Annotated in this window: 22 protein-coding genes and 1 pseudogene; 10 read left to right on the top strand and 13 right to left on the bottom strand. The window is 62.6% G+C overall.

Going from position 1 to position 26,158, the window contains the following annotated elements:
* The first annotated feature begins 58 nt into the window (after window positions 1-58).
* Together ACQKIE_RS07415 and hemF are read left to right on the top strand one after the other, a co-directional pair.
* On the top strand, window positions 59-769 hold the full coding sequence (locus ACQKIE_RS07415; RefSeq protein ID WP_427457385.1) for a YdcF family protein: 711 nt from the start codon (window positions 59-61) through the stop codon (window positions 767-769).
* A gap of 83 nt (window positions 770-852) precedes the next feature.
* Window positions 853-1,755, top strand: coding sequence for an oxygen-dependent coproporphyrinogen oxidase (hemF, locus tag ACQKIE_RS07410; RefSeq protein WP_427457383.1), 903 nt, complete (start codon window positions 853-855; stop codon window positions 1,753-1,755).
* Between the two features lie 6 nt (window positions 1,756-1,761).
* Here the strand turns inward: hemF and ACQKIE_RS07405 are convergent, their stop codons facing one another.
* Window positions 1,762-2,415, bottom strand: coding sequence for a hypothetical protein (locus ACQKIE_RS07405; RefSeq protein WP_427457381.1), 654 nt, complete (start codon window positions 2,413-2,415; stop codon window positions 1,762-1,764).
* 153 nt (window positions 2,416-2,568) lie between these two features.
* On the opposite strand from ACQKIE_RS07405, the gene gpmA reads away from it, so the two are divergent.
* Together gpmA and ACQKIE_RS07395 are read left to right on the top strand one after the other, a co-directional pair.
* Entirely contained in the window at window positions 2,569-3,303 is a 735-nt protein-coding gene (gpmA, locus tag ACQKIE_RS07400; RefSeq protein ID WP_427457379.1) for a 2,3-diphosphoglycerate-dependent phosphoglycerate mutase, read from the top strand.
* Window positions 3,304-3,401: 98 nt separating this feature from the next.
* Window positions 3,402-3,935, top strand: coding sequence for a DUF1453 domain-containing protein (locus tag ACQKIE_RS07395; RefSeq protein ID WP_427457377.1), 534 nt, complete (start codon window positions 3,402-3,404; stop codon window positions 3,933-3,935).
* Window positions 3,936-3,956: 21 nt separating this feature from the next.
* Here the strand turns inward: ACQKIE_RS07395 and glnK are convergent, their stop codons facing one another.
* The gene (gene glnK / locus ACQKIE_RS07390) at window positions 3,957-4,295 is read right to left on the bottom strand and encodes a P-II family nitrogen regulator (RefSeq protein WP_166699925.1); all 339 of its coding nucleotides are present in this window, start codon (window positions 4,293-4,295) and stop codon (window positions 3,957-3,959) included.
* Between the two features lie 167 nt (window positions 4,296-4,462).
* On the opposite strand from glnK, the gene ubiK reads away from it, so the two are divergent.
* From ubiK to tcmP, 3 genes and pseudogenes are all read left to right on the top strand, one after another.
* Window positions 4,463-4,717, top strand: a complete 255-nt coding sequence (ubiK, locus tag ACQKIE_RS07385; protein WP_427458411.1) for a ubiquinone biosynthesis accessory factor UbiK — start codon at window positions 4,463-4,465, stop codon at window positions 4,715-4,717.
* Window positions 4,718-4,891: 174 nt separating this feature from the next.
* A pseudogene (locus tag ACQKIE_RS07380) lies at window positions 4,892-5,734 on the top strand (YifB family Mg chelatase-like AAA ATPase); the annotation flags it as partial.
* A 515-nt stretch (window positions 5,735-6,249) separates the two neighbouring features.
* Window positions 6,250-7,080 (top strand): three-Cys-motif partner protein TcmP, encoded by an 831-nt coding sequence (gene tcmP / locus ACQKIE_RS07375; protein WP_427457374.1) that lies wholly within the window; start codon window positions 6,250-6,252, stop codon window positions 7,078-7,080.
* Here tcmP and ACQKIE_RS07370 read toward each other — a convergent pair.
* Window positions 7,077-7,448, bottom strand: a complete 372-nt coding sequence (locus tag ACQKIE_RS07370) for a helix-turn-helix domain-containing protein (RefSeq protein WP_427457372.1) — start codon at window positions 7,446-7,448, stop codon at window positions 7,077-7,079. The genes tcmP and ACQKIE_RS07370 overlap by 4 nt on opposite strands.
* Window positions 7,449-7,532: 84 nt before the next feature.
* Here ACQKIE_RS07370 and ACQKIE_RS07365 point away from each other — a divergent pair, with 84 nt between their 5' ends.
* Together ACQKIE_RS07365 and ACQKIE_RS07360 are read left to right on the top strand one after the other, a co-directional pair.
* Window positions 7,533-8,276, top strand: a complete 744-nt coding sequence (locus ACQKIE_RS07365) for a DUF5131 family protein (RefSeq protein ID WP_427457370.1) — start codon at window positions 7,533-7,535, stop codon at window positions 8,274-8,276.
* Window positions 8,277-8,287: 11 nt separating this feature from the next.
* Entirely contained in the window at window positions 8,288-9,559 is a 1,272-nt protein-coding gene (locus tag ACQKIE_RS07360; protein WP_427457368.1) for a three-Cys-motif partner protein TcmP, read from the top strand.
* A gap of 36 nt (window positions 9,560-9,595) precedes the next feature.
* Here ACQKIE_RS07360 and ACQKIE_RS07355 read toward each other — a convergent pair whose 3' ends face one another.
* The 10 genes from ACQKIE_RS07355 to ACQKIE_RS07310 all read right to left on the bottom strand — a co-directional run bounded on the left by ACQKIE_RS07355 (window position 9,596) and on the right by ACQKIE_RS07310 (window position 24,631).
* The gene (locus tag ACQKIE_RS07355) at window positions 9,596-9,898 is read right to left on the bottom strand and encodes a hypothetical protein (RefSeq protein WP_427457366.1); all 303 of its coding nucleotides are present in this window, start codon (window positions 9,896-9,898) and stop codon (window positions 9,596-9,598) included.
* 221 nt (window positions 9,899-10,119) lie between these two features.
* Complete coding sequence (locus ACQKIE_RS07350; RefSeq protein ID WP_427457364.1) at window positions 10,120-12,885, bottom strand: DEAD/DEAH box helicase; 2,766 nt, start codon at window positions 12,883-12,885, stop codon at window positions 10,120-10,122.
* A gap of 9 nt (window positions 12,886-12,894) precedes the next feature.
* The gene (locus ACQKIE_RS07345; RefSeq protein ID WP_427457362.1) at window positions 12,895-13,392 is read right to left on the bottom strand and encodes a hypothetical protein; all 498 of its coding nucleotides are present in this window, start codon (window positions 13,390-13,392) and stop codon (window positions 12,895-12,897) included.
* Complete coding sequence (locus ACQKIE_RS07340) at window positions 13,389-16,598, bottom strand: DUF1156 domain-containing protein (RefSeq protein WP_427457360.1); 3,210 nt, start codon at window positions 16,596-16,598, stop codon at window positions 13,389-13,391. Before ACQKIE_RS07340 ends, ACQKIE_RS07345 begins: the two co-directional genes overlap by 4 nt.
* Before the next feature lie 12 nt (window positions 16,599-16,610).
* Window positions 16,611-17,600 (bottom strand): hypothetical protein, encoded by a 990-nt coding sequence (locus ACQKIE_RS07335; RefSeq protein WP_427457358.1) that lies wholly within the window; start codon window positions 17,598-17,600, stop codon window positions 16,611-16,613.
* Complete coding sequence (locus ACQKIE_RS07330; protein ID WP_427457356.1) at window positions 17,600-20,347, bottom strand: DUF499 domain-containing protein; 2,748 nt, start codon at window positions 20,345-20,347, stop codon at window positions 17,600-17,602. Before ACQKIE_RS07330 ends, ACQKIE_RS07335 begins: the two co-directional genes overlap by 1 nt.
* On the bottom strand, window positions 20,347-20,583 hold the full coding sequence (locus ACQKIE_RS07325; protein ID WP_427457354.1) for a helix-turn-helix domain-containing protein: 237 nt from the start codon (window positions 20,581-20,583) through the stop codon (window positions 20,347-20,349). Before ACQKIE_RS07325 ends, ACQKIE_RS07330 begins: the two co-directional genes overlap by 1 nt.
* Window positions 20,584-21,276: 693 nt before the next feature.
* The gene (locus ACQKIE_RS07320; RefSeq protein WP_427457351.1) at window positions 21,277-22,185 is read right to left on the bottom strand and encodes a plasmid partitioning protein RepB C-terminal domain-containing protein; all 909 of its coding nucleotides are present in this window, start codon (window positions 22,183-22,185) and stop codon (window positions 21,277-21,279) included.
* A complete protein-coding gene (locus ACQKIE_RS07315) occupies window positions 22,182-23,072 on the bottom strand; it encodes a plasmid partitioning protein RepB C-terminal domain-containing protein (protein ID WP_427457349.1) in 891 nt (296 codons plus the stop codon). Before ACQKIE_RS07315 ends, ACQKIE_RS07320 begins: the two co-directional genes overlap by 4 nt.
* Window positions 23,069-24,631 carry a recombinase family protein gene (locus ACQKIE_RS07310; protein ID WP_427457347.1) on the bottom strand — a complete coding sequence of 521 codons (1,563 nt, stop codon included), beginning with the start codon at window positions 24,629-24,631 and terminating at the stop codon, window positions 23,069-23,071. Before ACQKIE_RS07310 ends, ACQKIE_RS07315 begins: the two co-directional genes overlap by 4 nt.
* 674 nt (window positions 24,632-25,305) lie before the next feature.
* On the opposite strand from ACQKIE_RS07310, the gene ACQKIE_RS07305 reads away from it, so the two are divergent.
* Window positions 25,306-25,689, top strand: coding sequence for a hypothetical protein (locus ACQKIE_RS07305; protein WP_427457345.1), 384 nt, complete (start codon window positions 25,306-25,308; stop codon window positions 25,687-25,689).
* Window positions 25,690-26,158 lie beyond the last annotated feature (469 nt).

Raw genomic sequence — 26,158 nt, 5'->3', positions numbered from 1 at the left:
TGAACGCTAGTGCGTCCCGAGTGCGTTCGGCGATACTGCGCCTCTTCAGGATGCTTCCATGTCCGGTATCCAGGCTCCGAAAATTCTGCGCCGCGGCGTATGGCGTTACCTCAGCGACCGCGACATCCTCGTGGCGGCCTTCGCCACCTTGTTCGTTTTCGTCGCCAGCCTGGGCCTCGTCTACGTGGCGCATCTCGCGCGTGTCAGCTGGCTCGCGGCACGTGCGCCGGCGCGGGCCGCCAGTCGTCGGGCGATGCTGATCTTCGGGCGCCGTCTCGTTCGCGATTGGCCGGAATCCGATTTCGCCGGGCGCCTCGCTCGCGCGCGGACCGACGCGCTGGCGGGGCAGGCCGAGCGGGTCTTCCTGCTGGGCGGTTACAGTGGCGGTGCCATCAGCGAGGCCGAGGCCGGTCGCCGCTGGCTCGAGGCCGAAGGGTGGCCGCCGGCCGTACCGCTCGAACTGGAGCAGGCCTCCATCGACTCGCTCGAAAACCTGCGCCACGCCCGTGTGTTATTGCGAGAGCGCGACGACGAGCCGCTGCCGCCCGTCTGGCTCGTGACCAGCCGTTACCACTTGGCGCGTTGCCTGTACCTGGCCAGGCGGCTCGGTTTCGACGCCGAGCCACTCGCCGCCGAGGAGCGCCTGCCACTTCGTGGCCGCTACCTGGCGCGGCTGCTGATGGAGGCCGGTTACCTCATGTGGATCGATACCGGCATGCGCTGGGCCGCCCTGACCGGCAACCGGCGGATGGCCACGCGGATCTCCTGAGGGAGCCGCGCGGCGGCGTGCCGCAGTGGCAAGGCTGCGTGGCTTGCTAAGCTCTGCGGCCTGTCATCGCCCGAGGACCCGTCATGTCCGAACAAGCCGAGCTTGCCGCGTCGTTCCTCCGCGGCCTGCAGGACCGCATCTGCACCGCCATCGAGGCGGTCGACGGCAAGGCGCGCTTCGAGGAAGACGCCTGGACGCGGCCCGCCGGCGGTGGCGGCCGGACGCGGGTGCTCCGCGACGGCGGCATCTTCGAACAGGCGGGCGTCAACTTCTCCCGCGTGTCAGGCTCGCCGCTGCCGCCGAGCGCCACGGCGCACCGTCCCGACCTCGTCGGCGGCAGCTTCATCGCCACGGGCGTCTCGCTCGTGTTGCATCCGCGCAACCCGTACATTCCGACGACCCACGCCAATGTGCGCTATTTCGAGGCGTCGAAGGAGGGCAGCGATCCGGTGTGGTGGTTCGGCGGCGGGTTCGACCTCACGCCTTACTATCCGTTCGACGAGGACGTCCGCCATTGGCATGCGGTGGCGAAGGATCTGTGCCAACCGTACGGCGACGACGTCTATGCGCGCTACAAGCGCTGGTGTGACGAGTACTTCTACCTGAAGCATCGCGGCGAGACGCGCGGCGTGGGCGGCTTGTTCTATGACGACCTCAACGAGGGCGGCTTCGAGCGCTGCATGAACTTCACGCGCGACATCGGGGAAGGCTTCCTCGACGCCTACCTCCCCATCGTCGAGCGCCGCCGCGACATGCCCTATGGCGAGCGCGAACGCGAATTCCAGTTGTACCGGCGTGGCCGCTACGTGGAGTTCAACCTGGTGTACGACCGCGGCACGCTGTTCGGCCTGCAGTCGGGCGGCCGCACGGAGTCGATCCTGATGAGCCTGCCGCCGCGCGTGCGTTTCGAGTACAGCTATGCGCCGGAGCCGGACAGCCCCGAAGCGCGGCTGCAGGAATACCTGAAGCCGCGCGATTGGGTTTGAATCGGCTTACGGTGCGGAGCCGGCGAATTTCTTCGCCGTGGCGCCTTCGATCTTGCCGACCGTGGCCGAGTCGCTGACGTAGAGTTCCACCTCACGCTCGAAGCTCAGCGTGCCCTGGACGACGGCGTGGGGGCCAATGACGATCTTCGGCACGCGGTCGCCGTTGCTGCTGAACCAGCTCATCGTCGGCTTCTTCACGACCAGGCCGCCTTCGACCTTCGAGCCTTCGCCGATGGTGACGTCCGCGTTGACCGTTTCGATGCCGCCGCCGACGTGCGCGCGATCCAGGCTGATTTCGCCGTTGACGTTCGACAGGTGCCCTTTCACCTCCGCGCCCGGCTCGAGTCGAACCTTTCCGTTCACCGTCTCGACTTCGTCGGACACGCGCGACTTCTCGCCGAGCGTCACGGCGCCGTTCACCGACTTCACGATCGTGGCCGTGGCCCCGTCGCCGAGCTCGACCGAACCATTCACCGTGCTGGCCTTCTGCACGACGGCGCGGTCGCCGATGCGCACCGACCCGTTGACGGTATGCACGTCGCCCGCGTGCTGCCCCGCTTCGACCGAGGCGGTGCCGTTGACCTTGCTGACGTCCTCTTGTGCGAGGGCGGCGCCCGAGACGGAGAAGGCGATGAGGAGGGAAAGGAGGGTACGGCGCATTGCGGAACTCCGCGGGTGGATTGGACCCCTAGGATGCACCGAACGGCCACAAGGTTTAGCGTGACTGACGGCACGGGCCTCTCCGGGCGGCAAAGTTGACGGCTCCGGGGCCACGCTCCACCATCGGATTTTTCCTTCCCACCGTTGGACGCCATGTACAAGCTCGTGATGATCCGCCACGGCCAGTCGGCCTGGAACCTCGAAAATCGCTTCAGCGGCTGGGCCGACGTCGACCTCAGCGAGCAGGGCATCGCCGAGGCCCGCGAGGCGGGGCGCCTCCTGAAGGAGGCCGGCTTCACCTTCAACCTCGCCCACACTTCCTACCTGAAGCGCGCCGTGCGCACGCTGTGGCACGTCCAGGACGAGATGGACCTGATGTGGATCCCGGTGGTGACCGACTGGCGCCTCAACGAGCGCCACTACGGCGCCCTGACGGGCCTCAACAAGGCCGAGACCGCCGCGAAGTACGGCAACGAGCAGGTCCATATCTGGCGGCGCAGCTACGACACGCCGCCCCCGGCGCTGGAGGCGGGGGCGACCTCGTTCGCCGACGACGACCGCTACAACGGGATCGACGTGCCCCTGACCGAATGCCTCAAGGACACGGTCGCCCGCGTGCTGCCGTACTGGCACGAGGTGCTGGCGCCGGCCATCCGGGCAGGCAACAACGTCCTCATGGCAGCCCACGGCAACTCCATGCGCGCGCTGGTGAAATTCTTCGACGGCATCTCCGACGACGACATCGCGGAGCTCAACATCCCCAACGGGATCCCGCTGGTCTATGAATTCGACGCCGAGCTTCGCCCGGTGAAGCACTACTACCTGGGCGACCAGGCGGAGATCGAAGCCAAGATGGCCGCGGTGGCCAACCAGGGCAAGGCCAAGTAGCGCATGACAGGCGTCACCATCGATGGGTCACAACCGCCCCTCGAACGGTGACGCCGTTTCGCTAACCTTGCCTCACACCGACACCGAGAGGCATCGTCATGCTGGCACCGTCCGCCATTTCGCTCATCTTCACCGCTCCCCTGATGGCGTTCGCCGTGTACCGCCGCGTCCGCGGCAGCTTCGGCCGCCAGCCGATCCGGACGAAAAGGATGACCGTCCGCGTCGCGATTTTCGCGGTCGTCATCGGCCTGATGATGCTTTCGGGCCTGCAGGACATCCGGCTGGCCGAAGGCGCCCTGGGCGGTGTCGTTCTCGGCGGTGCGCTGGCCCTCGCGCTCGGCCTTCGCCTCACCCGCTTCGAAACCGGCGGCGATGGGACGGACTTCTACGTACCCAACCCCTGGATGGGCGGCGCGCTCACCGCGCTCCTCCTGGGACGGCTGGCCTGGCGTTTCTTGATGCTGGCCCCGGCGATGGCCGGCGGCGCCGCGATGGCCGCCAGCGGTCCCGCACCGGGCAATAGCCCGCTGACGATGGCGATCGTGGGCCTGACCGTCGGCTATTACCTGGTCTATTACACCGGAATCCTCATCCACCACGGCCGCCACCAGCGGGAGCTGCGGGCGGCTTGATCCCGCCTGGAGCGCCCTCGCTCAGAGAGCGTCGTTGTCCAGTTCGCCGGTGCGGATGCGGATGACCTGTTCGAGGGGGCTGACGAAGATCTTGCCGTCGCCGATCTTGCCGGTACGCGCCGCCTGCTGGATCGCCTCGACCACGCGCTCGATCTGGTCGTCGGCTACCGCCACTTCCAGCTTGATCTTGGGCAGGAAATCGACCACGTACTCGGCGCCGCGGTACAGCTCGGTATGGCCCTTCTGCCGGCCGAAGCCCTTCACTTCCGTCACCGTCACCCCCTGGACCCCGACGTCCGCCAGGGCTTCGCGGACGTCGTCCAGCTTGAAAGGCTTGATGATGGCGACCACCAGCTTCATGTATCACTCCTCGTGCGCGACGCGCGGATGACCATTGTGCCATCCGGGTCCGGGGTCGTCTCCATACGGTGGCTTGTAGGAAAAACCCTACACTACGTGTGGGTGTAGGCCTATAGCGCCTACAAACTCATCACTTAGAATTCATCCACGACATCGAGGTGCGCAAGATGGATGTGCAGGGTATCGATCAACTCGCACAGCGGTTGGCATCGTTGGTTCCGCCAGGGTTGGCGCAAGCGCGTGAGGATATGCACGCCAACTTCAAAGACATTCTGGCGCAAGGACTTCGCCGCCTCGATCTCGTAACCCGCGAAGAATTCGATGTTCAGAGCCAGGTTTTGGCGCGTACACGCGAACGGCTCGAGCTTTTGGAAAAACGCCTCGCCGACCTCGAAACTGGCGCGGCGCACCCCGGCCAATAAGGACGGCCACTCGTCCCGGGACCGCCCCCGATCCGTCACCCTCACCCCGAGAGCGGTCGGGGGCGGTTATTTTTCCCAGTGAGCGCAAGGAGCGCGTGTGCAGACCGGGCCCCGCCAGGAACGTGAGCGTTCGCACCCGGTCGACATCCGTTACCGGTTACGATACTCGGCACCATGAGCCTCGCCGTCACATTGTCGCGCGCGCAGGAAGGTGTCGCCGCGCCGCAAGTCGTCGTCGAGGTCCACCTGTCCGGCGGACTGCCTTCCACCTCCATCGTCGGATTGCCGGAAGCGGCGGTCCGGGAAGCGCGTGACCGTGTCCGGGTCGCCATCCAGAACACCGCCTTCGAATACCCGAACCGCCGCGTGACGGTAAACCTGGCGCCGGCCGAGTTGCCGAAGGACGGCGGCCGGTTCGACCTCGCGATCGCCCTGGGCATCCTCGCCGCCGGCTCGCAGGTGCCGCGCGAGCGCCTGGACGATTGCGAATTCCTTGGCGAGCTCGCCCTCTCGGGCGAACTTCGCGCCGTGCCTGGCATCCTGCCCGCCCTCATCCGGGCGCGCCGCAGCGGACGGCGCATCGTCGTGCCCCGGGCCAATGCGGCCGAAGCCTCGCTGATCGGGGAAGGCGATGTCCTCCTTGCCGGCAGCCTCGCCGAGGTCTGCGCCTGGTTGGGAGGGCACGCTGAGCTCAAGGGCCCGGAGGCCGCGGATTTCTTCGCCATGCCGGCCTGCGGTCCTGACATGCAGGACATCCGCGGCCAGTTCCAGGCGCGTCGCGCCCTGGAGATCGCCGCGGCGGGTGGGCACCATCTCCTCCTGGTGGGGCCACCGGGCACGGGTAAGACCATGCTCGCGGAGCGCCTCCCCGGCATCCTTCCACCGATGACGGAATCCGAGGCGCTGGAAAGCTGCGCCATCCGCTCGTTGTCCGGTGAGGACATCGAGCCCGGCTGTTGGCGCCGCCGGCCATTCCGCGCGCCGCACCATACGGCGTCGGGCGTGGCCCTGGTCGGCTGTGAATTCCCAAAGAAGATGCGACTCCACCAAAGGCGATGCGACTGGTGAATTCTGGTCTGGAATCGAGCATCGAGTTTGCGGCCTTCCTGGCTGACGTCTCCGATCCGGCGACCGGCGCCATTCGCGCTGACCGGCTCGCGAGGCGTTTGCGCATGGACCAGGCGTGTCTGGAAGAGGGCTGGCGGAGTTCCGGGATTGCGCCATGGAGTGAGTATGCGAGCTGCATTCTTGCCATCCTGGATATGCTCCAGGACATGACCTTCTGCCTCGAGCGCTCCGTTTGTTGGTGCGAAAGCCAACCATTGGCGTGTGCTGGGGGAAAAACAGTCACGGAATGCCTGGCTCGGGGGGAGGTTTACCGGGTGCTTGCCGTAGTTCGAGAGCTGCGAAAGCGGGGCCGGACGCTGGATTCCGCTGCCGCCGTGGACGCGGAAATGAGACGTGAGTTCCGTTAGGCGACTAGCGGCCATAGGAATAGCGGTGGCCACAGGGGCCCACAGGGAGACGATCGCATGCCGACGCTGCGGCCTGAAGAACGCTACGAGGTGGATCCGCAGGACAAGCTCGTTCGGGCCATCGTCGGCGGATGGGCGGAAGAGAAGCACAAGCGGCTTCGTCACTATGTGGATATTTCGCGAGGCGCCCGGCGCAAGTTCAAGGGGAATTCCACCTACATCGATCTCTATGCGGGTAGCGGACGTGCACGCATCCGCGGTACCACCGATCAGGTGATCGACGGCAGTCCGCTCGTGGCGGTGGCAGAAGCGGGCCGCACGGTGCCCTTCGGTGAGGTGTATTTGGCCGAATACGAGCCAGCGAATCTGGAGGCATGTGTCGCCCGCCTAGGACGGATCACGGCGCCTCCGATAAGCACCTATGTGGGCAAGGCAGAGACCACCGTCCACGAGGTCGCGGCACGGTTGTCGCCGACCGGATTGCATCTGGCGTTTCTGGATCCGTTCAACATCGACGCCATGCCCTTCGGGATCATCGAAACCCTGGCCGCGTTCGAGCATATGGATCTCATCATCCACGTGAGCGTGATGGACCTGCAGCGCAACGTGAAACGGCTGATGGCCAACGGCAGGCTCTCCGCCTTCGCACCCGGATGGGAAACCGCCGTAGATCCCCATGCCCGCAACAGCATCGTGGTCGTGGAGATCATGCGTTACTGGCAAGCGCTCATCGGTCGCCTTGGGCTGAAGGTCAGCCATGTGGAACGCGTCGCCGGCAATCGGAATCAGCCGTTGTACTGGCTCGTGCTGGCCGGGCGACATCCCTTAGCCGATCAGTTCTGGGCCGAAGTCAGCAACGTCACGTCGCAGCGGCGGCTTCCTTTCTAAGCGCCCTGCGGCGTCTGGACCAAGGCTCGTGCGGCACGCAGAAGCGACACCAGTGCCTCGGCCTGGGCGTGGGATCCGTCCCAGGCCCGATCCAGTTCCGCGTGCAGACGGTCGCGCACGGGATCGGTCGCGGCTGCCTCCAGAAAGGCAAGGTCGATGTTGGCCGCCTTGGCGAGTCGGAGCACTGCTTGGGTCACTTCTCTGGCCTTGCCATCGAGGATGCGACTGATCTGACTCTGCGACAGCTGCGCGACACGACCCAAGTCACTTTGGCGCCATCCCCGAGCGGCTTTCCACCGTTTCAGCTGCACCCCGAGCTCGTGCGCGGCCTCTTGCGAAAGAGGGCTAAGTGGTTGATCCGATTTCATGCGCATACTATAATAAGGTTATGCGCATAGTGCTACCGGCGCGCCCCGCGCTTGATGTCGGAACGACATGAGAGGACTGGACGGATGACGACGACCTCACGCATCGAATGGACCGAACAGACCTGGAACCCCATCGTGGGGTGCACCAAGATTTCGGCCGGCTGCAAGCACTGCTATGCCGAGGTGATGGCGCGTCGCCTGCAGGCGATGGGTACACCTGGCTACGAGAATGGATTCGCGCTGCGCTTGATTCCGGAGCGGCTGCAGGACCCCCTCAAACGCAAAAAGCCGACCGTCTACTTCGTCAATTCCATGTCCGACCTTTTCCACGAAAAGGTGCCGGACACCTATATCGACCAGGTGCTCGCGGTGATCGCCGCCACCCCGCAGCACAGCTACCAGATTCTCACCAAGCGGGCGGCCCGCATGGCGCGGTATTTCCGCGGCCGTCGTGTGCCGGACAATGTGTGGTTGGGCGTCTCGGTGGAAAACCAGCGCCATGGCGTTCGCCGCATCGACCACCTGCGGCAGGTGCCGGCGCGGATCCGCTTCCTCTCGGTGGAACCGCTGCTGGAGGATGTCGGCCCGCTGGACTTGACGGACATCCACTGGGTCATCGTCGGCGGCGAATCCGGCCCGAAGGCCCGGCCAATGAAACCGGAATGGGCCGAGGCCGTCCGGTTGCAGTGCGAGACGCAGTCGGTCGCATTCTTCTTCAAGCAGTGGGGCGGCTGGGGGGCCGACGGCAAACGCCGGGCGAAGGCCAAGAACGGCCGCTTGCTCAACGGCCGTACTTGGGATGAGATGCCGGTTCACCACGCGCTTTAAGGCAGGACGCTATGACGCTATCGCCGTATTCATGGAAGGATGGCCCGGCGATCATCGAGCAACACAGTGTTGCTAAGCATGAGGTGCTGCGCGAGTACCTGGTCGCGTACTTCCGGACGCTGGTGACCAGTCCTGGGCAGGACAAGGTCAACCTGTCGCTGGTGGACGGCTTCGCCGGCGGCGGCCTCTTTACCCATGCCGATTCGCGGCGACCCGTCCTGGGTTCACCCTTGATCATGCTCGAGGCCGCCCAAGAAGCCCGCGCGACGATCGAACTGGGACGGCAGAAAGCCCTCGAGTGGGCGATCGACTACTTCTTTGTCGAGAAGGATCGGCACGCTCTTGCCGCGCTCGATCGCACCCTGCGGCAACAAGGTTACGGAGCGCGCATCGGCACGGACATCAAGCTGTTGAAGGGTGCCTTCGCGCAGCATGTGGAAGCGATCGTGGCCTTCATCGCGCAGAAGAGCCCGCGGGCGGGGCGGTCGATCTTTCTCCTGGATCAGTACGGCTACAAGGACGTACCGACGGCCCAGATCCGTTCCATCTTTGCGCGCCTTCCCAGGGCGGAAATAATCCTCACCTTCGCGGTGGATTCCTTCATCAACTTTGCCCACGACGGTCCCCGCACCCAGGCCGTGCTGGACCGTATCGGCCTGGGCGAGGCCTTTGGCGGCCGCCGTTTTGACGACATCCGGCATAGCGAGAAGGATGCCCGGCTGTATATCCAAGGTCAGATGCATCAGGAACTGGTGCGTCAATGCGGGGCGGCTTACTACACGGTGTTCTTCATTCGTACCACAGGGCACGGGGTCTACTGGTTGGTGCATCTGTCTCAGCATCCACGAGCGCGGGATGTCATGACCCAAGTGCACTGGAAGAAGAACAACCATTTTATTCATTACGGAGGCGCCGGCATCGACATGTTCGGCCTCCTGGGCTATCAGGCCAGTCACGACGCGGTCCCGGCCGGTCAGAACGAATTTGGCTTTTGCTTCGACGATGTGGCCGGTGCGGCGAGCGTGGCCGCGCTCGAAGCGCAGCTGATCCGGCGGGTCCATGCCGCGCCGGAAGGGACGGCGTTCGGCACCCTGTTCGCCGATCTGTGCAACACCTCGCCGGCGAGCAGCGATCAGTTCCGTCAGGCCTTGGCCCGGTTGGTCGATCATAAAGCGCTCATGGTCCGTTCCCCCGAAGGACAGCAGCGCCGTACGGCACGTACGATCGCCAAAAACGACCTGTTGCTCGTGCCGCCACAGGCGAGCCTGTTTCTTCCTCCCTAGCGGTCCGCACCCTCGGCCCCGTGACGAGATGAGGCATCAGGCACGCTTTCCGAATGCCGAGAGTGGATCAATCAGGCGTTTTATAGCTTCGCTCTGGCGGAGACTATCTTCGAGCAACGTCTGCGCAGCGCCGATTTTCCCGAAGGAACCGAACTGCGCCATGGTCTTCGCCGTCTGCGCCAGTGTTTCTTCGATTTGCGTAACGATTGATCGGGCGAGATCGGCAACCGGGTCGTCCGACGGCCCAGGCGAGCCCGACAGATCCAGAACTGCGGAAGCAAGGGCGCGCTTATCCTCATCGGTAAGCGGGGCGAAGGAGAAGCGCTGGAGATCGGTCAATATCCCACCCAGGCGTTAAGCCGCTAGTTCAAGAGAGGGTTCACTCGGTACCACCACATCGACCAATCATTCACGCACCAATGCAGCACGGAGTCTGGCCTACCAACGCCGGCGTGCGTCACTTACCCGCGTTAGGTAACCAAATAAACCCAACGGGCGGCAATGGTTAGTGTCTGCTAGTTACATCAGAATGTCTTCACGACGGCATGCTATGTCTTGCCCTATGAAATCTCAACGTAACCAACTAGCTCCGCCGAGTAGCTGCCGTCGCCGTCCGCAGCACCCTTGTGCTTGAGCTCCCGCTGCAGTGTCGGCTCGACAGCGCGGACGAACAAATCGCTTCGTTGCTCCGCTCGGAGCGTCGGTGCGGCGGGGACAGCCTGAAAATACTTTTCGCATAGGCGTTCGACCACCAGAACGCGCGTGCCGTCCTGCTTGACGGCTATGGGCTGAACTACCACACGGCGCTCACCGTTACCGACGGACGCCTCTACCATCCATAGCGACAGCAGTACCGGCTCGTCCATGTCACCCGAAACCGCAATACCTACTTCCTCTGGTGCCAAGGTACGCCAACGGCCGAGTTCTTCCTGCACCAGCGGGTGGTCCAAGCCCATCAGCTGCAGCTCGTCCTGATTTGTCGCCGCTTCGCGACTCAAAGTGAAGCGCGTGCGGCGAGTGCCATCGTCAGTGATAACGTCGTACGTGGCATCGTCCACCTTCACTAGTCTCTGGTGGCGATCCGCGACCGCCGCCGAAAGGAAACGCACAAGCCGATCCAAACTGGACGACACGTCCGAGAAGGGCTTGTAGTCGTCCAAACTGAAGCCGTCGAGGTCTTGGAACAGGTCGAACACTACCTGCCGCGCTTCGCGGGAGTTCGACAGCGCAGCCTCCAGCTCCACCTGTGTGCGTTTCAGCTCCGGGTCGGACAGCGCCTCCTGATACAATCGGTCGTAGTTCAGTCGCTCGGACAATTGCCCAAGAATCTGCGCACGCAGGTCTTCCGCGACATTCCCTTGTTCATCGACCTTACCGACGGTGCGGGCGATCTCGGTGAGCTTCTCGTCGAGCAGCAGGAAGATGCGGCCCTCGATGGTGTCAGAAAGCACGAGGTTGTAGACCTGTGCGGTATGGCTCTGCCCGTAGCGATGGATGCGCCCGATGCGCTGCTCCATGTCCATCGGATTCCACGGCAAGTCAAAATTGAACAAGACGCGCGCAAACTGCAGGTTGATGCCTTCGCGTCCCGCCGCAGTGCAGACCAGCACACGCGGGCCGTCCTTCTGGCGGAAGCGTCGCTCCGCCGCGACCTTCGCACCGTGATCGCCACCTCTCAGCACGGCGACGCCCTGACCCGGAAACGTCTGCTCGATCTCGCGGGCGATCATGTCCACTGTACCGAGGTAGGTGGCGAAGATCACGATCTTCTCGTTGGGACTCTGCCGCCACAGTGTTCCCAAGCCATCGAGCAGCTTTTGCATCTTGGTCTCGCGCTCTCCCGGGAACACGCGCAGCAGGTCGCCGATGCGCAGCCGCTCTTCGGGCAGATGGAGGTTCACCACCGCCGACGCGGCTTCTTCCGCGTGCGTGGCCGAAGACTCGCTACCGTAAGGGTCGGAGGCCATCTCCAGCGCCTCTTCATCCAGCTTCTTCACCAAACGGAACTTTAGATCAGCCAGGACGCGATCTACTTCGCTGCGCCCGATGCTGTCGCGCGACAGTCCGAACTCCACGTGGATCAGCTCCCGCGCCTCCTCGGTCAGGCGCTCGCGGCCTTCGATGTCCAGTTCCTTGTCGCGCAGAAGCGCCTCGTGCAGGGTCAGCATCAACAGACGGCGTTTGAGCGTGCGGCGCACGGCGGCGAAGCTCGACGCAGCAATCTTCTGAAAGATCGCCATGAGGAAACCCAATGCGCGCCCCTTGTTACCTTGACGGCGCGCGAGGTCGAAGCCGTCTTCCAGATACTCACGTAGCTTTTCGTAGAAGAGCCGCTCGGCTTGATTCATCACGAAGGATTCGGTATGAACCCAGCGCCGCGCGAACAGAGGTGAGCCATCGGGCTGGCAGGCGTCGGCCTTGGTGCGGCGGAACATCACCGTGTTGAGCCGGTGCCGCTCCTCCACCATTTCCTCGGGGCTTCGGAACAGCGTCGGGTTCAGCAGCTGCGCCAGCATCCAGAACTGGAAGTGATTGCCCTGGTGAGGCGTGGCCGACAGCAGCACGAGGTCGCGCGAGTGATCTTTCAGCGCTTCGGCCAGCTTGTAGTTCTCGGTTTTCCTGACTTTGCCACCGGTCTTGTAGGCCGTGAGGTGATGCGCTTCGTCGAACACCACCAGATCCCAGCGTGGCGCGTCCAGCAGGCGCTTGATGCGCGCGGGGCGCTTCAGGGTATCGATGCTGGCGATCAGCCGGTCGTGCTTGGCGAAGGCATTGGTCTTGCGGTCGGTGATGTCGCCTTCGGAACCGAACACCTCGAAGTCGAGGTTGAATACTTCGTTCAGCTCGCGGTGCCAGTTATTCACAAGGCCCGCAGGCACCACCATCAGGGCGCGGGTCAATTCGCCTCGGCTGGCCAGCTCTCGCAATATCAGCGCGGTTTCGATAGTTTTGCCCAAGCCCACCTCGTCGGCAATCAGATAACGCCGGGGCGATGCGGTGGCAATGCGGTGCGTCAGCACCACCTGATGCGGTAACAGGTCGATCTTGGCCGAGGTAAGCGCTGAGGCGCTTTCCATCACCGGCAACGCGTGCGCCTCGTAAGACAGCCATGCCTTGCGCGACCGCTCTGCGCCACCATCCACGGCGCGCAGGATGCGCTCGGTGCGCGTGAGTTCGCGCCGCAGCGACGCCGCCGGCACTCGGCGTTCGCCGACTCCAAAGAACGCGCGCAAATAGCCGTCACGCGCAGGGTCAAGGACGACACCATGGCCATACTCGTGGTGGGTGATGCGTTCGCCGGGCTGGAACTGGATCTCTGCTGTCACGCGCCGCCCTCAAGTAATCCGCAAGTGGAACAGGCCAGCGGGCCTGCCGCCGTCGCGCAACAGAATTTCCTGCGGGTACTCGTTTGCCTGGCCCCACAGGATGCGGCCGAGGTCGATCTGGTACCCATGGGGCGAGTGGCAAAGCCAGGCCACCTCATCGGTGGCCGCGTGCGCTCTGACGCGGTTGTTACCACCGGGCAGCCAGAACGCCAGCGCCGCCTCGCCTTCATACTCGTCCTGAAAGGACAGGATGGCGGGCTTGATCACATCACCCAGCCACGCTTCGGCATCCGTCGGCGTCAGCAGATCGAGGCTGCCATCGAGCCCAGCCACGACCAGCGTCTTGCCGCCATTACTTGGCAAGTCGTCCGGCCAATTTCCTTTCGCGCGCAGGAACTCGCGCAAACTCCATACTTCGCCGGCTGCGCAGATCTGGTTGCGGGCCTCTTCGTCCCATACCCAACTGGTACCGCGCCGCTGCCACACCGTGTCGCGCAGAGGTCTCATCGTTCGTACTCCCCGTCGTCATGGAACAAGGAACCCTGCGCGGGCTGAGGTGCTTGGCTGGATTTCCAGGTGGTGAAGATCGATACCGCGCGCGAAGCCGCGTTGCGGGTGGCCTGATCTGGACCGTTGCGGTGAAACCATTCCAACAGCGGCTTCAGCGCGACGTGCGGCCTGAAATTGTCATTTCTCAGCGTGTCCGAGGCATTGATGCCGCTGCCGTCGAAGCAGGCGCCGATCAGCACCAGCGATTGATCCAGATCGGAGGTCAGGCGACGCCGGTGCCTGCCCGACCACTCGCGCGCGAACTCCCGCGCATCGGTGCGGGTGAACACCTTGTTTTTCTCCGCGCACCAGCCGCGCTGAACGAACTCGTCTGGCGTGGTGATCGAGCCCTTGAGAAACTTCTGCAACTGATCACGTTTTAGCTCAGGCGCGCTACCGAAGGTGCGCAGAAACTGGCGCGTAATCGGCTCGGCGTTGACCGGCGGCGCTTCCTTGCCCTTGTCGGCGTCCTCGTCGATGAGCTGGTTAATACCCACCAACGCGTCGCGCACGGAGATGGTGCGGTCTTCGTCCACGTACACCTTGCCGTAGTGACGCGAGAAGTATTCCAGCGCCTTGCCGCGTCGAATGACCTGAATGTCGGCGTCGGGCAGACCTTCTTTGGCATGGTTCTCCAGCATGGCCTGCAACTGCCGCACATCTGCCATCACCTCACGGCGCATCCGGCCCCAACTCACCGGCTTGGGTTCCTCGGTGCGCTTGCGACAGACGTGGATGATGTCGTACTCGATGGTCTTGGAACCGAACTCGCCTTCGCCCTTGGTTTCGTCGGACCGGATGGGGTACGTCGCTTCAAGGTAGTAGCCCGCGTCAAATAGCGACTCCAGCACCGCCACCCAGGGCTCGTCCTCGCTGTGGTGGAAGGTGAAGGCCAGGATGCCGCTGGGCTTGAGCACCCGGTGCGCCTCGCGCCAGCACTGCGTGAGCAGGCGCTGATAGAAACCGTCCGGGTCTTCCGGCTCGCGCGCGCGGTTGGCAACCGCCTCCAGCGACTTAGGCGTGTAATCGGCACGGAAGTAGTCGGGATATTTGTCCTTCAGCGCGAGGCGCAGCCAGACGTAAAAGAAGTCGGACAGCTCTGAGTAGTGCAGCAGGTCGCCAAAGGGCGGATCAGTAATAACGAGATCCTGGCTGCCATCGGCAAGCTGCGTCAGTTCCGTGGACGAACCGCAAAGAACAGCCGCGCCATCGACAGGATCTCCGGGGAAGACTTTCTCGCTTTTACCGCTAATGCCATCGGCGAGCGATGCCTCTCTGCGTCTCAGTCCCTCAGCACTGACGGCCTCCCAAGGGTGGAGCGCCCAATCGCGCCCTTCAACAGCGCCCTCCACGCTGGACGCCCAATTACCCCTGCCGAGATCAGCAAAGACACAATTCTCGATCGTCGTGGATTTTGGGTGGAAGTTGTTGTTCGAGAACATCGGTTCCGGCGTGTCACGCTGCGGATTCCAGAAGCTGAACAGGCATTGATTCCGCAGGTATTGTTGGAATGCGCCCAGCACGTATTCTCGAACCATCCAGTCGTAGCTACCGACATTTATGATGGCCTTCAACAGTTGCGCGTGAACGAGTAACTGGCGTGGATTAAACATGTCCACCCAATTCAGGTAGCCATGCTGCGGCAGCGGCTGGCGTTGGTGAGTCATATGCCCGAACGGGATGGCGCTCCGGGGCCAGTAGTCTTTCAAGTCGGAGTTTTTGCGCTCCTCCCATTCCTTGAAAGCTGCGTCGTATTGCGCAGCGAAAGCGCCATCTGCAGCCGAAAAAAAACGACCACCGTAGGGTTTGCCTGCAGCATCACGCCTGGGTGCATAACCCTGGATAGCATAGATGCTTGATGGTGCCGTCTTCTTCGTGGCCTCAATAGCAACGACGATCGGTTGCACCGTGCCACAGGCCGCACACGCAAATTTTCCCGTTTTCGGCACTGTTCCCTTCTTTGGCGCGAACGTGATCCCCGTTTCCGGGTCAGTCACTTCATCCGGCAGCGCGCCACGCACCTCCAGCAGGCGAATCTTCACCGCGCGCGCTGTATCCCATCGAGTGGTTGCCGCCACATCGTCCTGCGCCGAACCGCCGTATAACTGGCCGTTCGCATCCTGCTTCGCTTCGCCCGCCAGCCATTGCGGATGCACTAGTAGGCTCAGTTCCACCTTCTTGTTCTTGCCCTTGCCCAGATTCACCATCTCGGTGTGGCCGCAGTCCGGGCAGACCACTCCCTTTTTCCTATCGAGCACGGAATGCGGCAATTCGGTGGGCACGACAACGAACGGCGCATCGGGTGCCATGCGCGCAGCTTCTTCCTCCACATCAAACGCCTCGCCGCACTTGCCGCAGGTGTGTGCCCAATGCCTAACCGTCAGCGTCTTCACCGCCATAACCGGGCTGGTCATGATCGGCGTGCGGTGGCCGCAGCCAGTCACCTGACAGGGGCCGTGCTTATCCCAGAAGGTGTAGATGATTTCCGGGCCTTCGTAGCTGTAGTCCTTGCGCTTGTCACGCGGAATGGCGAGCGGGTCAAAATAGGCGGACATCGCCTTGTTGCTGGGCAAGTGCGTCCACTTGCCTGTCTCTCCCTGCGGGCCGTTGCAGAAGTAATACGGCATGATCTGCGGCTTAACCTCGGCCTCTATGTCGGCGCAGAGCTTTTTCACTTGCTCCAGATCGACATTCGCCAGTTCCTGCTTCACCACAAACCACGCGACTGGGTTGAGGTCGTTGCCGATCATCTGCATCCCGAGGCGCGAGCCTTCCACCAGCGTGGTGCCGCCGCCCATGAAGATGTCCGCCACCTTCAGGTGCTTGAACGCGCCGCGCTTCTGATGGTTGGCGTAGTAGTTGTCCCACACCAGCTTGGCCGCATGCGAAGGGTCATCCGGCGCCTTGGTTGCCGCCGCGATCAACATCGAACGGAACACGCTGGATCGACGCCGCGCCCACCACTTCGACATCTGGTATATCGGCTTACCGGCGTTGCCTTCGATGATCGCCACTTGATTGACCGGCAGGATGGGAAAATCCACCTCCAGACAGGTCTTGGGGCGGTTTGGGTCGTTGAAGTCCACGGTTTCAAGCGCGACCGCCTTGCCTGCGCCGACGGCTTTGGCGACTTCTTGTTGGAGTAGTTCTTTCTTGGTGGCCATCAGCCGCAATCCTTATTTGGTCAGCTCGACGAAAGGCGACAGCACTTCGAGCAGCGACAAGCCGCCATGCGTGAGCGTCGGGTAGCCGCCCTGACTGCGCCACTTCCTGCGGCCCAGGGCCAACCGGTGCGGGCCATGAGGGCTGTTGATCTGCAATGCTACGGGCGGTACGAAGGGACCGATATCACCGGTTCCCTTCTTGCTGCGCGAACTGCCAAACGTCTGCTTAAGGAACTGGCCGACCTCTCCATCGGCGTCGGGGAAGTAGCCGGTGGCTGCGTAGCCGTGATCGGAGGTGATAACCAGCCGTCGCCCGGTGGCGAGGCGCTCGACGAAGGCCCAGAAGTCATCGCCGGACAACTGCTCGGCAACGTCCTTGGTGAGCGGCTCCAGCCCTTGGCCTTGACCTGCAATGTCATGCAGCTTGGCGTCGGGCCAGTGGTGCCAGAAGATCTGGTTCGGCGCGCTGCCGATCAGGGCTTGGCAGTCCTTCCACGGCAAATCCACAGCTTCGGTATTGGCCGCTTGCAACTTGTGCGCGAGGCCGCCACCGTTACTCTGGAGTTTGCTGCGGCTGGAAAAGCCGAGCGCGCGGGCAAATACATCGGTTTCGCCGGGCAGCTCGGAAGCGCAAGCAGCGACCTCGTGCGTTGTGAAGCCTCGCTCCTTCGCGCCCTGCAACAACCATGGCAGTTCGCGCAGGGAAAGGCCGTCGAGGATCAGTACCGCCTTGGCGCTGAAGGGCTTGGCCCACCATCGCTGCAGGCGATCCGAAGTTCGCTCCACGCTGTCGCCGAACGCTTGCCACAAGTCCCAGCCGCTGGAGGAGAGGAACAGATCCAGTGCGCCGATCTCACGATCGCGCCGAACTACCTCCCTGGGCGCATTGTCCGCGGTCAGCGGCCTTCTGGCGATCTCGACGGATTGTTCAACCATGACGCGCCAAGCATCGGCGTCGGAGCCCCGGGTCAAGGCCTGCAAGGCGCTGGCGGTCAGTGCCATCAGTCGTTCTCCTTCTCAAGGTTCAGCTCAAAGCTCATGCCTTCGGGCAGCTTCTTGAGCAGTTCCTTGAGCTGCGCGCCTGTGATTTGCGAACCTTGAGCGGTGGACACCTTGATGGACACCTCCGCGACCCTGGTGGCCGGGCCGATGCCCCAACCCTCAATCTTGCCGATCAGGTTGAGCGGCGACGTGGCCGGGTTCGACAGCGGCATGCGCGGCTTGGAGGTGCCCCAGTCGCCGCCGAAGATACTGCCCAGTGCGGACTCTGGCGTGGGAGCGGGAGAAACGCTCGGTGTGGGTTCAGCTACGCCTGGCGAGGGGACAGCGCCACCACCACCTGATGGCGCACCACCCGGCAGCAGCACAGGCGGCGTGGTGCCTCCCGTTGCGGGTACCGCCGAGGGCAGCATCACGAATACGTCGTCGAGGTGGCGGCCCGTGAGTGAGAGCTTGGGACGCAGGCGTCGCCACGCGGTATCCTCGTCCTCGCCCGGGTTCGTCTGCAGGTACTCCATGCCGCGCAGGTTGATGGCGACCTTGCCCTTGGCGCATAGGCGAAGGAGGCGGTCCTTCATTGCCGTTTCGCCCAGCCACGGAATGCAGTCCTGCCCGGCAGGACGTGGCTCCTGCAGTTCGCGCAGCAGCTTGCCGACCGATTCGTTGTTGCTTGCGTATTCGAGCAGCAGTTCCTCAAAGTCTTCCGGCACAAACAGGTCGCCTGTCAGTGCCTCCTCGATGGCTTCGGGAATCTGCGAACCCTGCTTGTCGAGACGCTCAACGCTAAACTTGCACTGCGCGGGATCGGCGAAATTCCAGCGCTGCAGCACGGCGAAGCGGTCAAAGCGCTTCTTGAGGTTGTCGCGCAGAGTGTTTTCGAACTCCTTGTGCAGCTTCTTGTATTCAGGGTTCTGGCTGCTCCATTCCTGCGCCTTCATTTCGGCGCGGGCGAGGATGAGCAGGTCGCGATCCAGGAAGGAGTTGGTACTGCCCGCGCGTGGCAGCAGGAAGCGCACGGTGTTGCGACGCCTCTGCAAATGGTCTTTGAGCCAGCGGCCCAGCGTGGCGTCGAGCTTGTCGGCCTCCTCCGGCAGCACTAGGATGGGCAGACGTTCATCCCACTTTTCGGGCTGCTCGGCTTCATCAAGCGCTGTCCACGGATCATTGACCCACGACTTCGGCAGGGCGATGACACGGAAGGTCTTGGCGACTTCGTCACTGCCGCCGATGACGTAGCGTACCTGCTTGGCGAGCTGCACCTGATCCGCACGGTCAGCGAACAGCTTTTCGTTGCGCGCGTAGGCCATGAGCTTAGCGCGCGGGTTCTCCTCCTCGCGGAACAGCAGCTTGGTGCCTTCCTGATGGATGTTGAAGCTGTTCTCGACGATGGTCGCCAGCTCGACCTGGAAGGCGTTGTCGTCCACCGGCTTGCCACGGGTGATGTCTAGTTGCAGCGTGTCGGGGTCGGCTCCGGCGAGGTTGCCGACGGCAATCGAGCGCAACCACAGCGCGCCGATGATCTCCTGCAGATGTGGCGCGATGCTAGCGTGGTCGTGCCGCGCCTCCTGTACTGAAATTATGTTCTGCTGTGCCTTCTCGCGCAGTGTGCGGTGGTGTTGGTTGGCAACGGCTTCAAGCAGCGCGCCTATGCCCGAGGTGTCATCGTCCAAGCGGAAGTCGGCGGCGGTGAGCACCGGCACGGCCTCGCCACGGCTCTTGTAGAGGTTGGCGAGGATGCGGATTAGATCGCGCGTTTCCTGCGCGTCGGTGGCGATTAGCACCTGCTCTTCGAGCAGACGCAGCAGGTGCGGCGCGTAGGGCCACGATTCGGTGAATTCACGGTGCTTGCGCTCCTGCTCGGCGGGCGGCACATCGAGCAAGCGGAAGGATTCCGCCACATGCTGCGCAACCAGCGATTCGATGGTGCCGCTGGCGATCTGCAAGCGGTTATCGAACAGGCGGTGCAGCAGCATTCGGCGGCGATCCTGCTGGATACGCTCGGCGCTGCCGCCTGCCTTGAAGTCAATGGCGACCGGGTTGACGCGGTGTACCTGCTGGTAGGCGTCGCTGCCGCCGTTACGCACCGAGATCACCAGTACCAGCAAGTCGGGGCGCTCTTTGGCGATCTCCGAAAGAATCTGGATGAAGTTGAACGCCCAGTTCTTCCACGGGTACTGCTTGGTGTTGGTGAGGCCGTCGTACCACGTCTGGAACTCGTCCAGCAGAAGCATCGTCGGCTTGTTATCCAACAGTTCGATGATGAGCTTGTCGGACGGGATTTCGGTCTTGGAAGAGCCCTGACCCTCCCACTTGCCCTTGATGAAGGCGCCGTGCGGATGGTTCTCGAACAGCACATCCCACAGGAACTTGTAGCGGTGGCGATGCAGGCTTTCGCCAATGACGTGCATCCCTTCGCGCAGGGCGATTTTGCCGATGTTGGCATCGCCCAGATTAGCCGCCCACGAATTAAGCCACGAGCTGGTCGAGGACGGGTCAGTTACTGCGTGGTACAGAGCGGCCATCAAATGCGACTTACCGAGACCACGCTCACCAATCACGACGACTGAACGACCTTGTCCCGGTCCTACCGCTTCGATCCCCTTGAGCAAGTCGTGGGTCGGATAGGTAATGTCCAAGAATTGTTTGGCCGCAATCTGTGTCGCGCCAGTGTTGGAGTCATTGGATAGCTCAATGGCAGTGCCCTTGAGACGCTTGCCACGAAACTCTTCACGTAGAGTTAGTCCGAGCATTACTTCTTCCCCCTTTTGTTCGATGCGGTACGTGTGTCGCCATCGGGCGTTGCCACCGTTTGCTTCCTGATCCACCCATCGATGTCTTGACGCGAAAATCGCCACGTGCCGCCGACTTTGAATGCGGGGATCTCCTTCCCTCCCGCAAGCCGATAAATAGTTCGTTCGGTGACCTGCAAGTAGGCAGCAACCTGCTTTATGGTCAGGATCTCGAATTCGTTAGGTCGTGAAGGCATGACAATGCGCCCAGGTACTGAACTGGGAAGAATAGTGCAGAATTTTCATATTATGGGTAGCTTCGGCGTCTATTCGCCAGGATTTTCAAGGGCCACCCAATTTGTAGCCGCGCTTCCGGCTGCGGGAAGCGCCCTGCGACGGGCGATTTGCCCCGCGAGGATTTGGCTGCTTCATTGGATGCGGCCGAATCCAGGATGGCACCAACGTCGGCCTTGATCAGCATGGTGGAAACGAGGTGGATAGGCACCATCCCGAGGATTCGGCCGCAACGGCGTTGTCCACGCATTTTGCCCCGCCACCCTTTGGCTGTGGATATGACCCGATCGAGAAGCAGGGCTGGCCAGACTTCGCCTCCCATCGTCCATTCTGCGACTGGTCCGTGGCTGAAGCAGGTGATCTGACAAGAATTTAGAGAGGGATTTCTGTATGTAACCCAGCACGACCACAGTGACCGGCCTGTTCAGCACGCCTCACCATTATCAAATTCCGATTTTCCAGCGCGGCTACGTTTGGACTCTGGAGAAGCAGGTCGGCCCACTTTGGGCAGACATTCAAGACCGGGACGACGCCGTGCTGGAGCAACAGGCGTCAACTGCCAAAGGGGCGTGTAGACCGAAGCGACGTGGGGCCGGTGTGCCTCTCAAGCTGCAGCTCCAGCATTACGAATCACCGCCGATCACAGCGCCGGCAGTCTATGCAGATCCCACGTCTGTCGTCTCTGAAATCCTCTGGAACTCCTTGAGGTACTCGGGCCGATGCCGGGCCAGCCAGCGAACCACCGAGGCGTTGCCCAACCATTTGCCGAGATGGCCCTTGACGATGGTCAGGTGCAGCACGTCCGGACCATAGGAATCTTCGACGGCTGAGGTCTGCATCTGGAGTGCGGCAAGCTCGCGCTCCATCCGCCCTATGGATTCGACCGTGCCCGGGCTTGCCGCCACCTTGGGCTCATAGGCAAGCAGGGGCGGCGGCGTTGCCGCCAACATGGCGTTGGCAAACTGCATGGTGTAGTTCTTGTTGCCGAGCATGAGTTCCGCCGCCTCCATCTGCCGGACCGCCTTCATCTGGCGGAGGATGGAGAACACCTTTGCAGGACAGGGGGCATCGGCCAAAAGGCTCGCGGCCTCCTCGCAGATGCCGTTGAGCAGCCGGAACCGCTGCCGGACCGTTTCAACCGAAAGCCCCAGGGACTTGGCAAGGCGCTCGGCCGAAACGCCCCTCTCCATCGCCCGGACAATCATTTTGTGGTCCTGGATTGCGGACAGCCGCCCGACCCGTTTGTTGTAGGTGTAGGTGTCGTCGTGCTCCGTGAGCAGGCATTCGACCTCGGTCCAGCCAAGCTCCCGGATGGCCACAAAGCGCAGATGTCCGTCGACGAGGAAATACTGGTCTGCCTGCTTGGCGGACCGGGTGACCACGGGCGCCTCGACCAGTCCGACCTCCTCGATGGACGCCAGAATCTGCTGGTACTTGATGGTCGCCTTCACGCTCGGGCGGATCGCCTTGAGGGGAAGGATGCTCGACAGGGGGAGCCGGATGCCACGGCGGTCGAACGCCGTCCTGAGCTCTGGGACGCTGTCTTGGGGCGTCTGGATGGTCATGGATGCGCGCTCCGGATGCGTTCCTGGAGGAGCTTCGGCAGGGTGTCGAGTTTTTCAGCCTGAAGCAACGCCATGAACTCGGTGTTGTCGAGTAGCTCCTTGATGGCCTGTGTCGAAAACACCAACCGTTCATGGACAAACGTCGCTTTCTTGATGACCAGCCGCTGACGTTCGGCTTCCTTCTCGAAGATGCGTCGGATGTCCGCTGCCGACATTGCCTGCCGCTCACGGGGCGGAAGTCCCTCGCGGGTCTCGACCCTCGGCCGCCGCTTGGCCCGGGCTTCAAGGAGATGCCGCAGGCGGCTGAGCTTCTTGCCCCGGAAGCCCTGCTGGTAGGCATCGGACAGGAGTTTCTGGATTTCGGCCGTGCTGCTCCGGGCAATATCGGTTGCCATGCTGAGTGGGATGACGTCACCTTCGACCGCTGCCAGCAACTTCTCCTCGCCTCGTTCAAGCAGGTTGGTCACCATGTTTATCCATTGCGGGGTGACGCCGATGATGTCGGCAATTTCGTTCTCGGTATGGCCGCGCTGGCGGAGCCGTCCGATTTCGCGCATGAACTCGATGCCGGGGTACACCCGCCGCGCGACGTTCTCGACCAGACTCATGACGAGGCAATCTTCCTCGGCGGCATCGACAACCACGGCCGGCACCGTGGTGTGTCCAAGCACTTGCAGGGCCTCAATCCGCCCCTGTCCACAAACAAGGTCGTAGGGCTGACGGTGCGCACCCTCCCGCCGGCTCACGGTCACCGGTCGCTTCAATCCCACACGGCGGATGTTGTCGACAAGCTCCGTGTGGATTCGTCGACTTCGGGTGCGCGGATTGAGCACATGGATGTCACTGATGGGAATGTTTTGGACTTCCACGGAATCGAGGCTGGTCATGCGGCCTCCCTGAGGCGCGCCCGCGCGGCGAGTTCGGAGAGAATGGCGAGGGTGTCAAAGCGGTAGCCATCGATGAACGGCGAGTTTTCAAACCCGAGATGCCTTGGCCAAGTTGCCATGTCGAGGCGGGGCACGAGGTAGTAATCCCGCGCTTCTTTGTTTGCTTCATCGAGGCGAACAGCCACGGTGATGTCCGGCATAAGGTCCACGTCGAACCTGACTTTCCAGCGCAAGGAACCTGATTCTTGCCGGTGGCACTTGGCCAGCACCACTGACGCGGTCCACTCACCATTGACTGTGAGCAAGTCCGTCTCGGGATTTCGCTCCACGGAGCGCGCCGTTGTCCCCAGCATGTCGACCACGGCCGAGACGACCGAAGGGCGCCACGCGCGGAGCTGCCGGTTGACCTCCAGAAATCCGAAGTCCCGTCCACTGTCGTACCCGATGAGTGCGTAGGCCCGGACCAATCCCCCGAAGCGCTGCCGGTAGCTCGTGCTCGACGGCATGTCCGGTTGTTCATCGATGACGAGGCCCGAGAGCGCCTGCACCCGGTTTGCCAGCTCACGGAGCAGGGCGAGCATCTGGTGGTCTTCGAGCCGCACTGAGCGTTCGGCAATGATTTCCCGGACCTGGAGAAAGGCGGCTGGCGACACAATGCCTTCGAACGCGCCATCGCATCGCACCCAGCGTTCGGGTGGATTGGGCAATGTCGGGGTTTTCAGCTTTCCTGACGTCCTCGCATAAACATTGTTGCCGATGTATTTCTCATTGGTCAGCACCTGGTGGACAGTGCCGCGTGACCACGGCCGCCCAAGGTCGGTGAGGATGTTTTCGTCGTTGAGAAGGTCAGCAATCGACTGCTCGCCAAGGTGGCGTTCCAGGAAGAGATGGTAGATGCGGTGAACGGTGGCGACTTCCTCGTCTGGCCCGGCGACGAGGACAACCCGGTCGGTCTGGATGCTTTTCTGCTGCCCGCGACTGAGAAGACCTTTGGGAGCCCGGTGTTCATCAATCAACTGGCGGCGAAGGCCATAGCCTGGCGAGCCGCCCTGGTGAAAGCCGAGCCTGACCAGCCGGCATTGCCCGGCAAAAACCTTGGCGGACAATTCGCGGCTGTACTCGGCTGCCATCGAGCGCTTCACGCCTTTGACGATAGTCGCCAGTGGGGTTCCATCGTTCTCGAACGGCTCGGCACAGTAGATGACCCGGACGCCGGCCTTCGTGCAGAGATATTCGTAATGGGCCGCCTCGTCTGAATTCTGGAAGCGCCCCCACCGACTGATGTCGTAGACCAGGATGGCCGAGAAATCGAGGTGCCCCTCGGTGACGTCGTCGAGCAACTGCCGGAGGCCAGCCCTGCGTCCCACTTCAAGCCCGCTCTTGCCGTCGTCGGCGTAGGTCCGGACCACGTCCATATTGTGCCTCTCCGCGTACTCGCGGATGGCGGCTGCCTGGTTGGCGGTGGAGTATTTCTGGTGATCGGTCGACATCCGCACGTACTCGGCCACTCGAAGGTGATCGGATGGTGTGGGTGTCTGCGGAGCAACGTGCGGTGCCATGGGCACCTCGACTACAAAGTGGTCCCCCAGGAAGGGGACGCTACTCTCTATACAAACGGGTTCCGTGACGGCATCCACAGAATGCTCGGCGTGTGCGACATGCCAATCACGTGCCAGCTCAAAAGATGCGCCATGTGCCGTCCTTGACCTGCACCTGATGAACCTCTCAGCGTCTTCAGCCCAAGCTGAAAGACTGGGACGATCTTCGGTATATGACACAGAAACGCTTCTGGGCCTTTAGACCGATCGTCACCCGGCCGGATCTCGGGTACCGTGCCATTCCAATCGCGGCATGCGCGCCTTTTGGTCGAAGTCTGCACGGTGCGAGCGCGCAGACGACGCACCGCCATCCCTTAGACATTATATTGACGACAACCAGTGCCGGCAGCCCTGTTGTTAGGCCCGCTCACAATGAAGGCACCAGGCGATGCGGTCTGACTTGATGTGGTCGGCTATAGCCATAGGCTGTTACCTTGATCGACATGCATTATGGGTATTCCTTCGCCTTCGTACCCCTTTTTCAGCACGGACACAATGTTTCACTGGGTCTTGAGCATGCGACGTAAAGTGCTCCGCGTATCCCTCTTAATGCCTTTCAGCTTTCCGCAGTGCAGGGCTTTAGAATTAGCCGCACGGCGAACAGGCCATATATCTCTACTCCATTGGGTGCGTTCATGCTGGGATGGTCGATAACCGTTCGAATTGCGCCGCTGAAAGGCGCCAAGTTGGGTCCCGAGAGCATCCTCGCGCGCTGGATGACTGACGCCTCAGGCCTGGCATGGCTTCATCCCTTACTCGATCAAGGCAGGGTTCTTCAAACAAAGAAGAACGGATATCCGAACGAATACCGCGGCCTCGCCGGCGATATCCTGCCATTGCTTCAAACCGACGCGATGCAGCCTCGGGGGCTGGGCGCCTGGGTGTTTGGTCTGGACGAAGGCGAGGAATACGCCATTCCGCCTGGTGGTATGGTGGCCGACGCAGTCAGGTATGACGACCGTATAGCGGCGTGTCGGGACGACCAATGGTTAACCATCGAGGCATGGGACCAGTCCTAGCTGCGTCGGAAGGTGGCTTGACTCAAGGCGCCTCGCATGAACGGCCACTTATCGAAAGGCCGGAAAGCGGAAGCGCCGCCGCCGACGTCCGCGTGATCTAAAAAATGCCGTGCTGAGTCCGCCGGATCAATGCAGCGATTTGCGGTGCGCCGTTTGGTAGGCCCGTCCAATCCCGCGGTGTGTACTTAGGCCCACCGGGGGCTATCGGTAGTGGAGAGTCCCACCACCTCCTGGCCTGATCCTCCGTATCGAAGAAATCGACGGCAAGCGCGTACAGGGTGATTGTCGTCATGAGCACGGTGGCCCACGCCGGTGGCAAGCGGGCATCCGTCGGCAGTCCTAACGGCATTAGCGCCTCATCCAGAGCAGCCGGCGTGCCTATGGCAGCGCGGACGTGCATCCAGTCGGCAATCGTAATCGGTGGTGGACTACCTTCGAAGGTCACCTCTCGCCACGACTTGCCAGGCAG

This window comes from Luteibacter sp. NPDC031894, from assembly GCF_050273135.1.
Classification (GTDB): Bacteria; Pseudomonadota; Gammaproteobacteria; order Xanthomonadales; family Rhodanobacteraceae; genus Luteibacter.
The sequence above is the reverse complement of the archived record's forward strand: the minus strand, read 5'-3'. Positions and strand labels throughout refer to the sequence as shown.

Excerpts from the sequence above, each read along its gene's own strand:
- ACQKIE_RS07415 (WP_427457385.1), top strand. The coding sequence starts at position 59 with ATGTCCGGTATCCAGGCTCCGAAAATTCTGCGCCGCGGCGTATGGCGT.
- hemF (WP_427457383.1), top strand. The coding sequence starts at position 853 with ATGTCCGAACAAGCCGAGCTTGCCGCGTCGTTCCTCCGCGGCCTGCAG.
- ACQKIE_RS07405 (WP_427457381.1), bottom strand. The coding sequence starts at position 2,415 with ATGCGCCGTACCCTCCTTTCCCTCCTCATCGCCTTCTCCGTCTCGGGC.
- gpmA (WP_427457379.1), top strand. The coding sequence starts at position 2,569 with ATGTACAAGCTCGTGATGATCCGCCACGGCCAGTCGGCCTGGAACCTC.
- ACQKIE_RS07395 (WP_427457377.1), top strand. The coding sequence starts at position 3,402 with ATGCTGGCACCGTCCGCCATTTCGCTCATCTTCACCGCTCCCCTGATG.
- glnK (WP_166699925.1), bottom strand. The coding sequence starts at position 4,295 with ATGAAGCTGGTGGTCGCCATCATCAAGCCTTTCAAGCTGGACGACGTC.
- ubiK (WP_427458411.1), top strand. The coding sequence starts at position 4,463 with ATGGATGTGCAGGGTATCGATCAACTCGCACAGCGGTTGGCATCGTTG.
- tcmP (WP_427457374.1), top strand. The coding sequence starts at position 6,250 with ATGCCGACGCTGCGGCCTGAAGAACGCTACGAGGTGGATCCGCAGGAC.
- ACQKIE_RS07370 (WP_427457372.1), bottom strand. The coding sequence starts at position 7,448 with ATGAAATCGGATCAACCACTTAGCCCTCTTTCGCAAGAGGCCGCGCAC.
- ACQKIE_RS07365 (WP_427457370.1), top strand. The coding sequence starts at position 7,533 with ATGACGACGACCTCACGCATCGAATGGACCGAACAGACCTGGAACCCC.
- ACQKIE_RS07360 (WP_427457368.1), top strand. The coding sequence starts at position 8,288 with ATGACGCTATCGCCGTATTCATGGAAGGATGGCCCGGCGATCATCGAG.
- ACQKIE_RS07345 (WP_427457362.1), bottom strand. The coding sequence starts at position 13,392 with ATGAGACCTCTGCGCGACACGGTGTGGCAGCGGCGCGGTACCAGTTGG.
- ACQKIE_RS07340 (WP_427457360.1), bottom strand. The coding sequence starts at position 16,598 with ATGGCCACCAAGAAAGAACTACTCCAACAAGAAGTCGCCAAAGCCGTC.
- ACQKIE_RS07335 (WP_427457358.1), bottom strand. The coding sequence starts at position 17,600 with ATGGCACTGACCGCCAGCGCCTTGCAGGCCTTGACCCGGGGCTCCGAC.
- ACQKIE_RS07330 (WP_427457356.1), bottom strand. The coding sequence starts at position 20,347 with ATGCTCGGACTAACTCTACGTGAAGAGTTTCGTGGCAAGCGTCTCAAG.
- ACQKIE_RS07325 (WP_427457354.1), bottom strand. The coding sequence starts at position 20,583 with ATGCCTTCACGACCTAACGAATTCGAGATCCTGACCATAAAGCAGGTT.
- ACQKIE_RS07320 (WP_427457351.1), bottom strand. The coding sequence starts at position 22,185 with ATGACCATCCAGACGCCCCAAGACAGCGTCCCAGAGCTCAGGACGGCG.
- ACQKIE_RS07315 (WP_427457349.1), bottom strand. The coding sequence starts at position 23,072 with ATGACCAGCCTCGATTCCGTGGAAGTCCAAAACATTCCCATCAGTGAC.
- ACQKIE_RS07310 (WP_427457347.1), bottom strand. The coding sequence starts at position 24,631 with ATGGCACCGCACGTTGCTCCGCAGACACCCACACCATCCGATCACCTT.
- ACQKIE_RS07305 (WP_427457345.1), top strand. The coding sequence starts at position 25,306 with ATGCTGGGATGGTCGATAACCGTTCGAATTGCGCCGCTGAAAGGCGCC.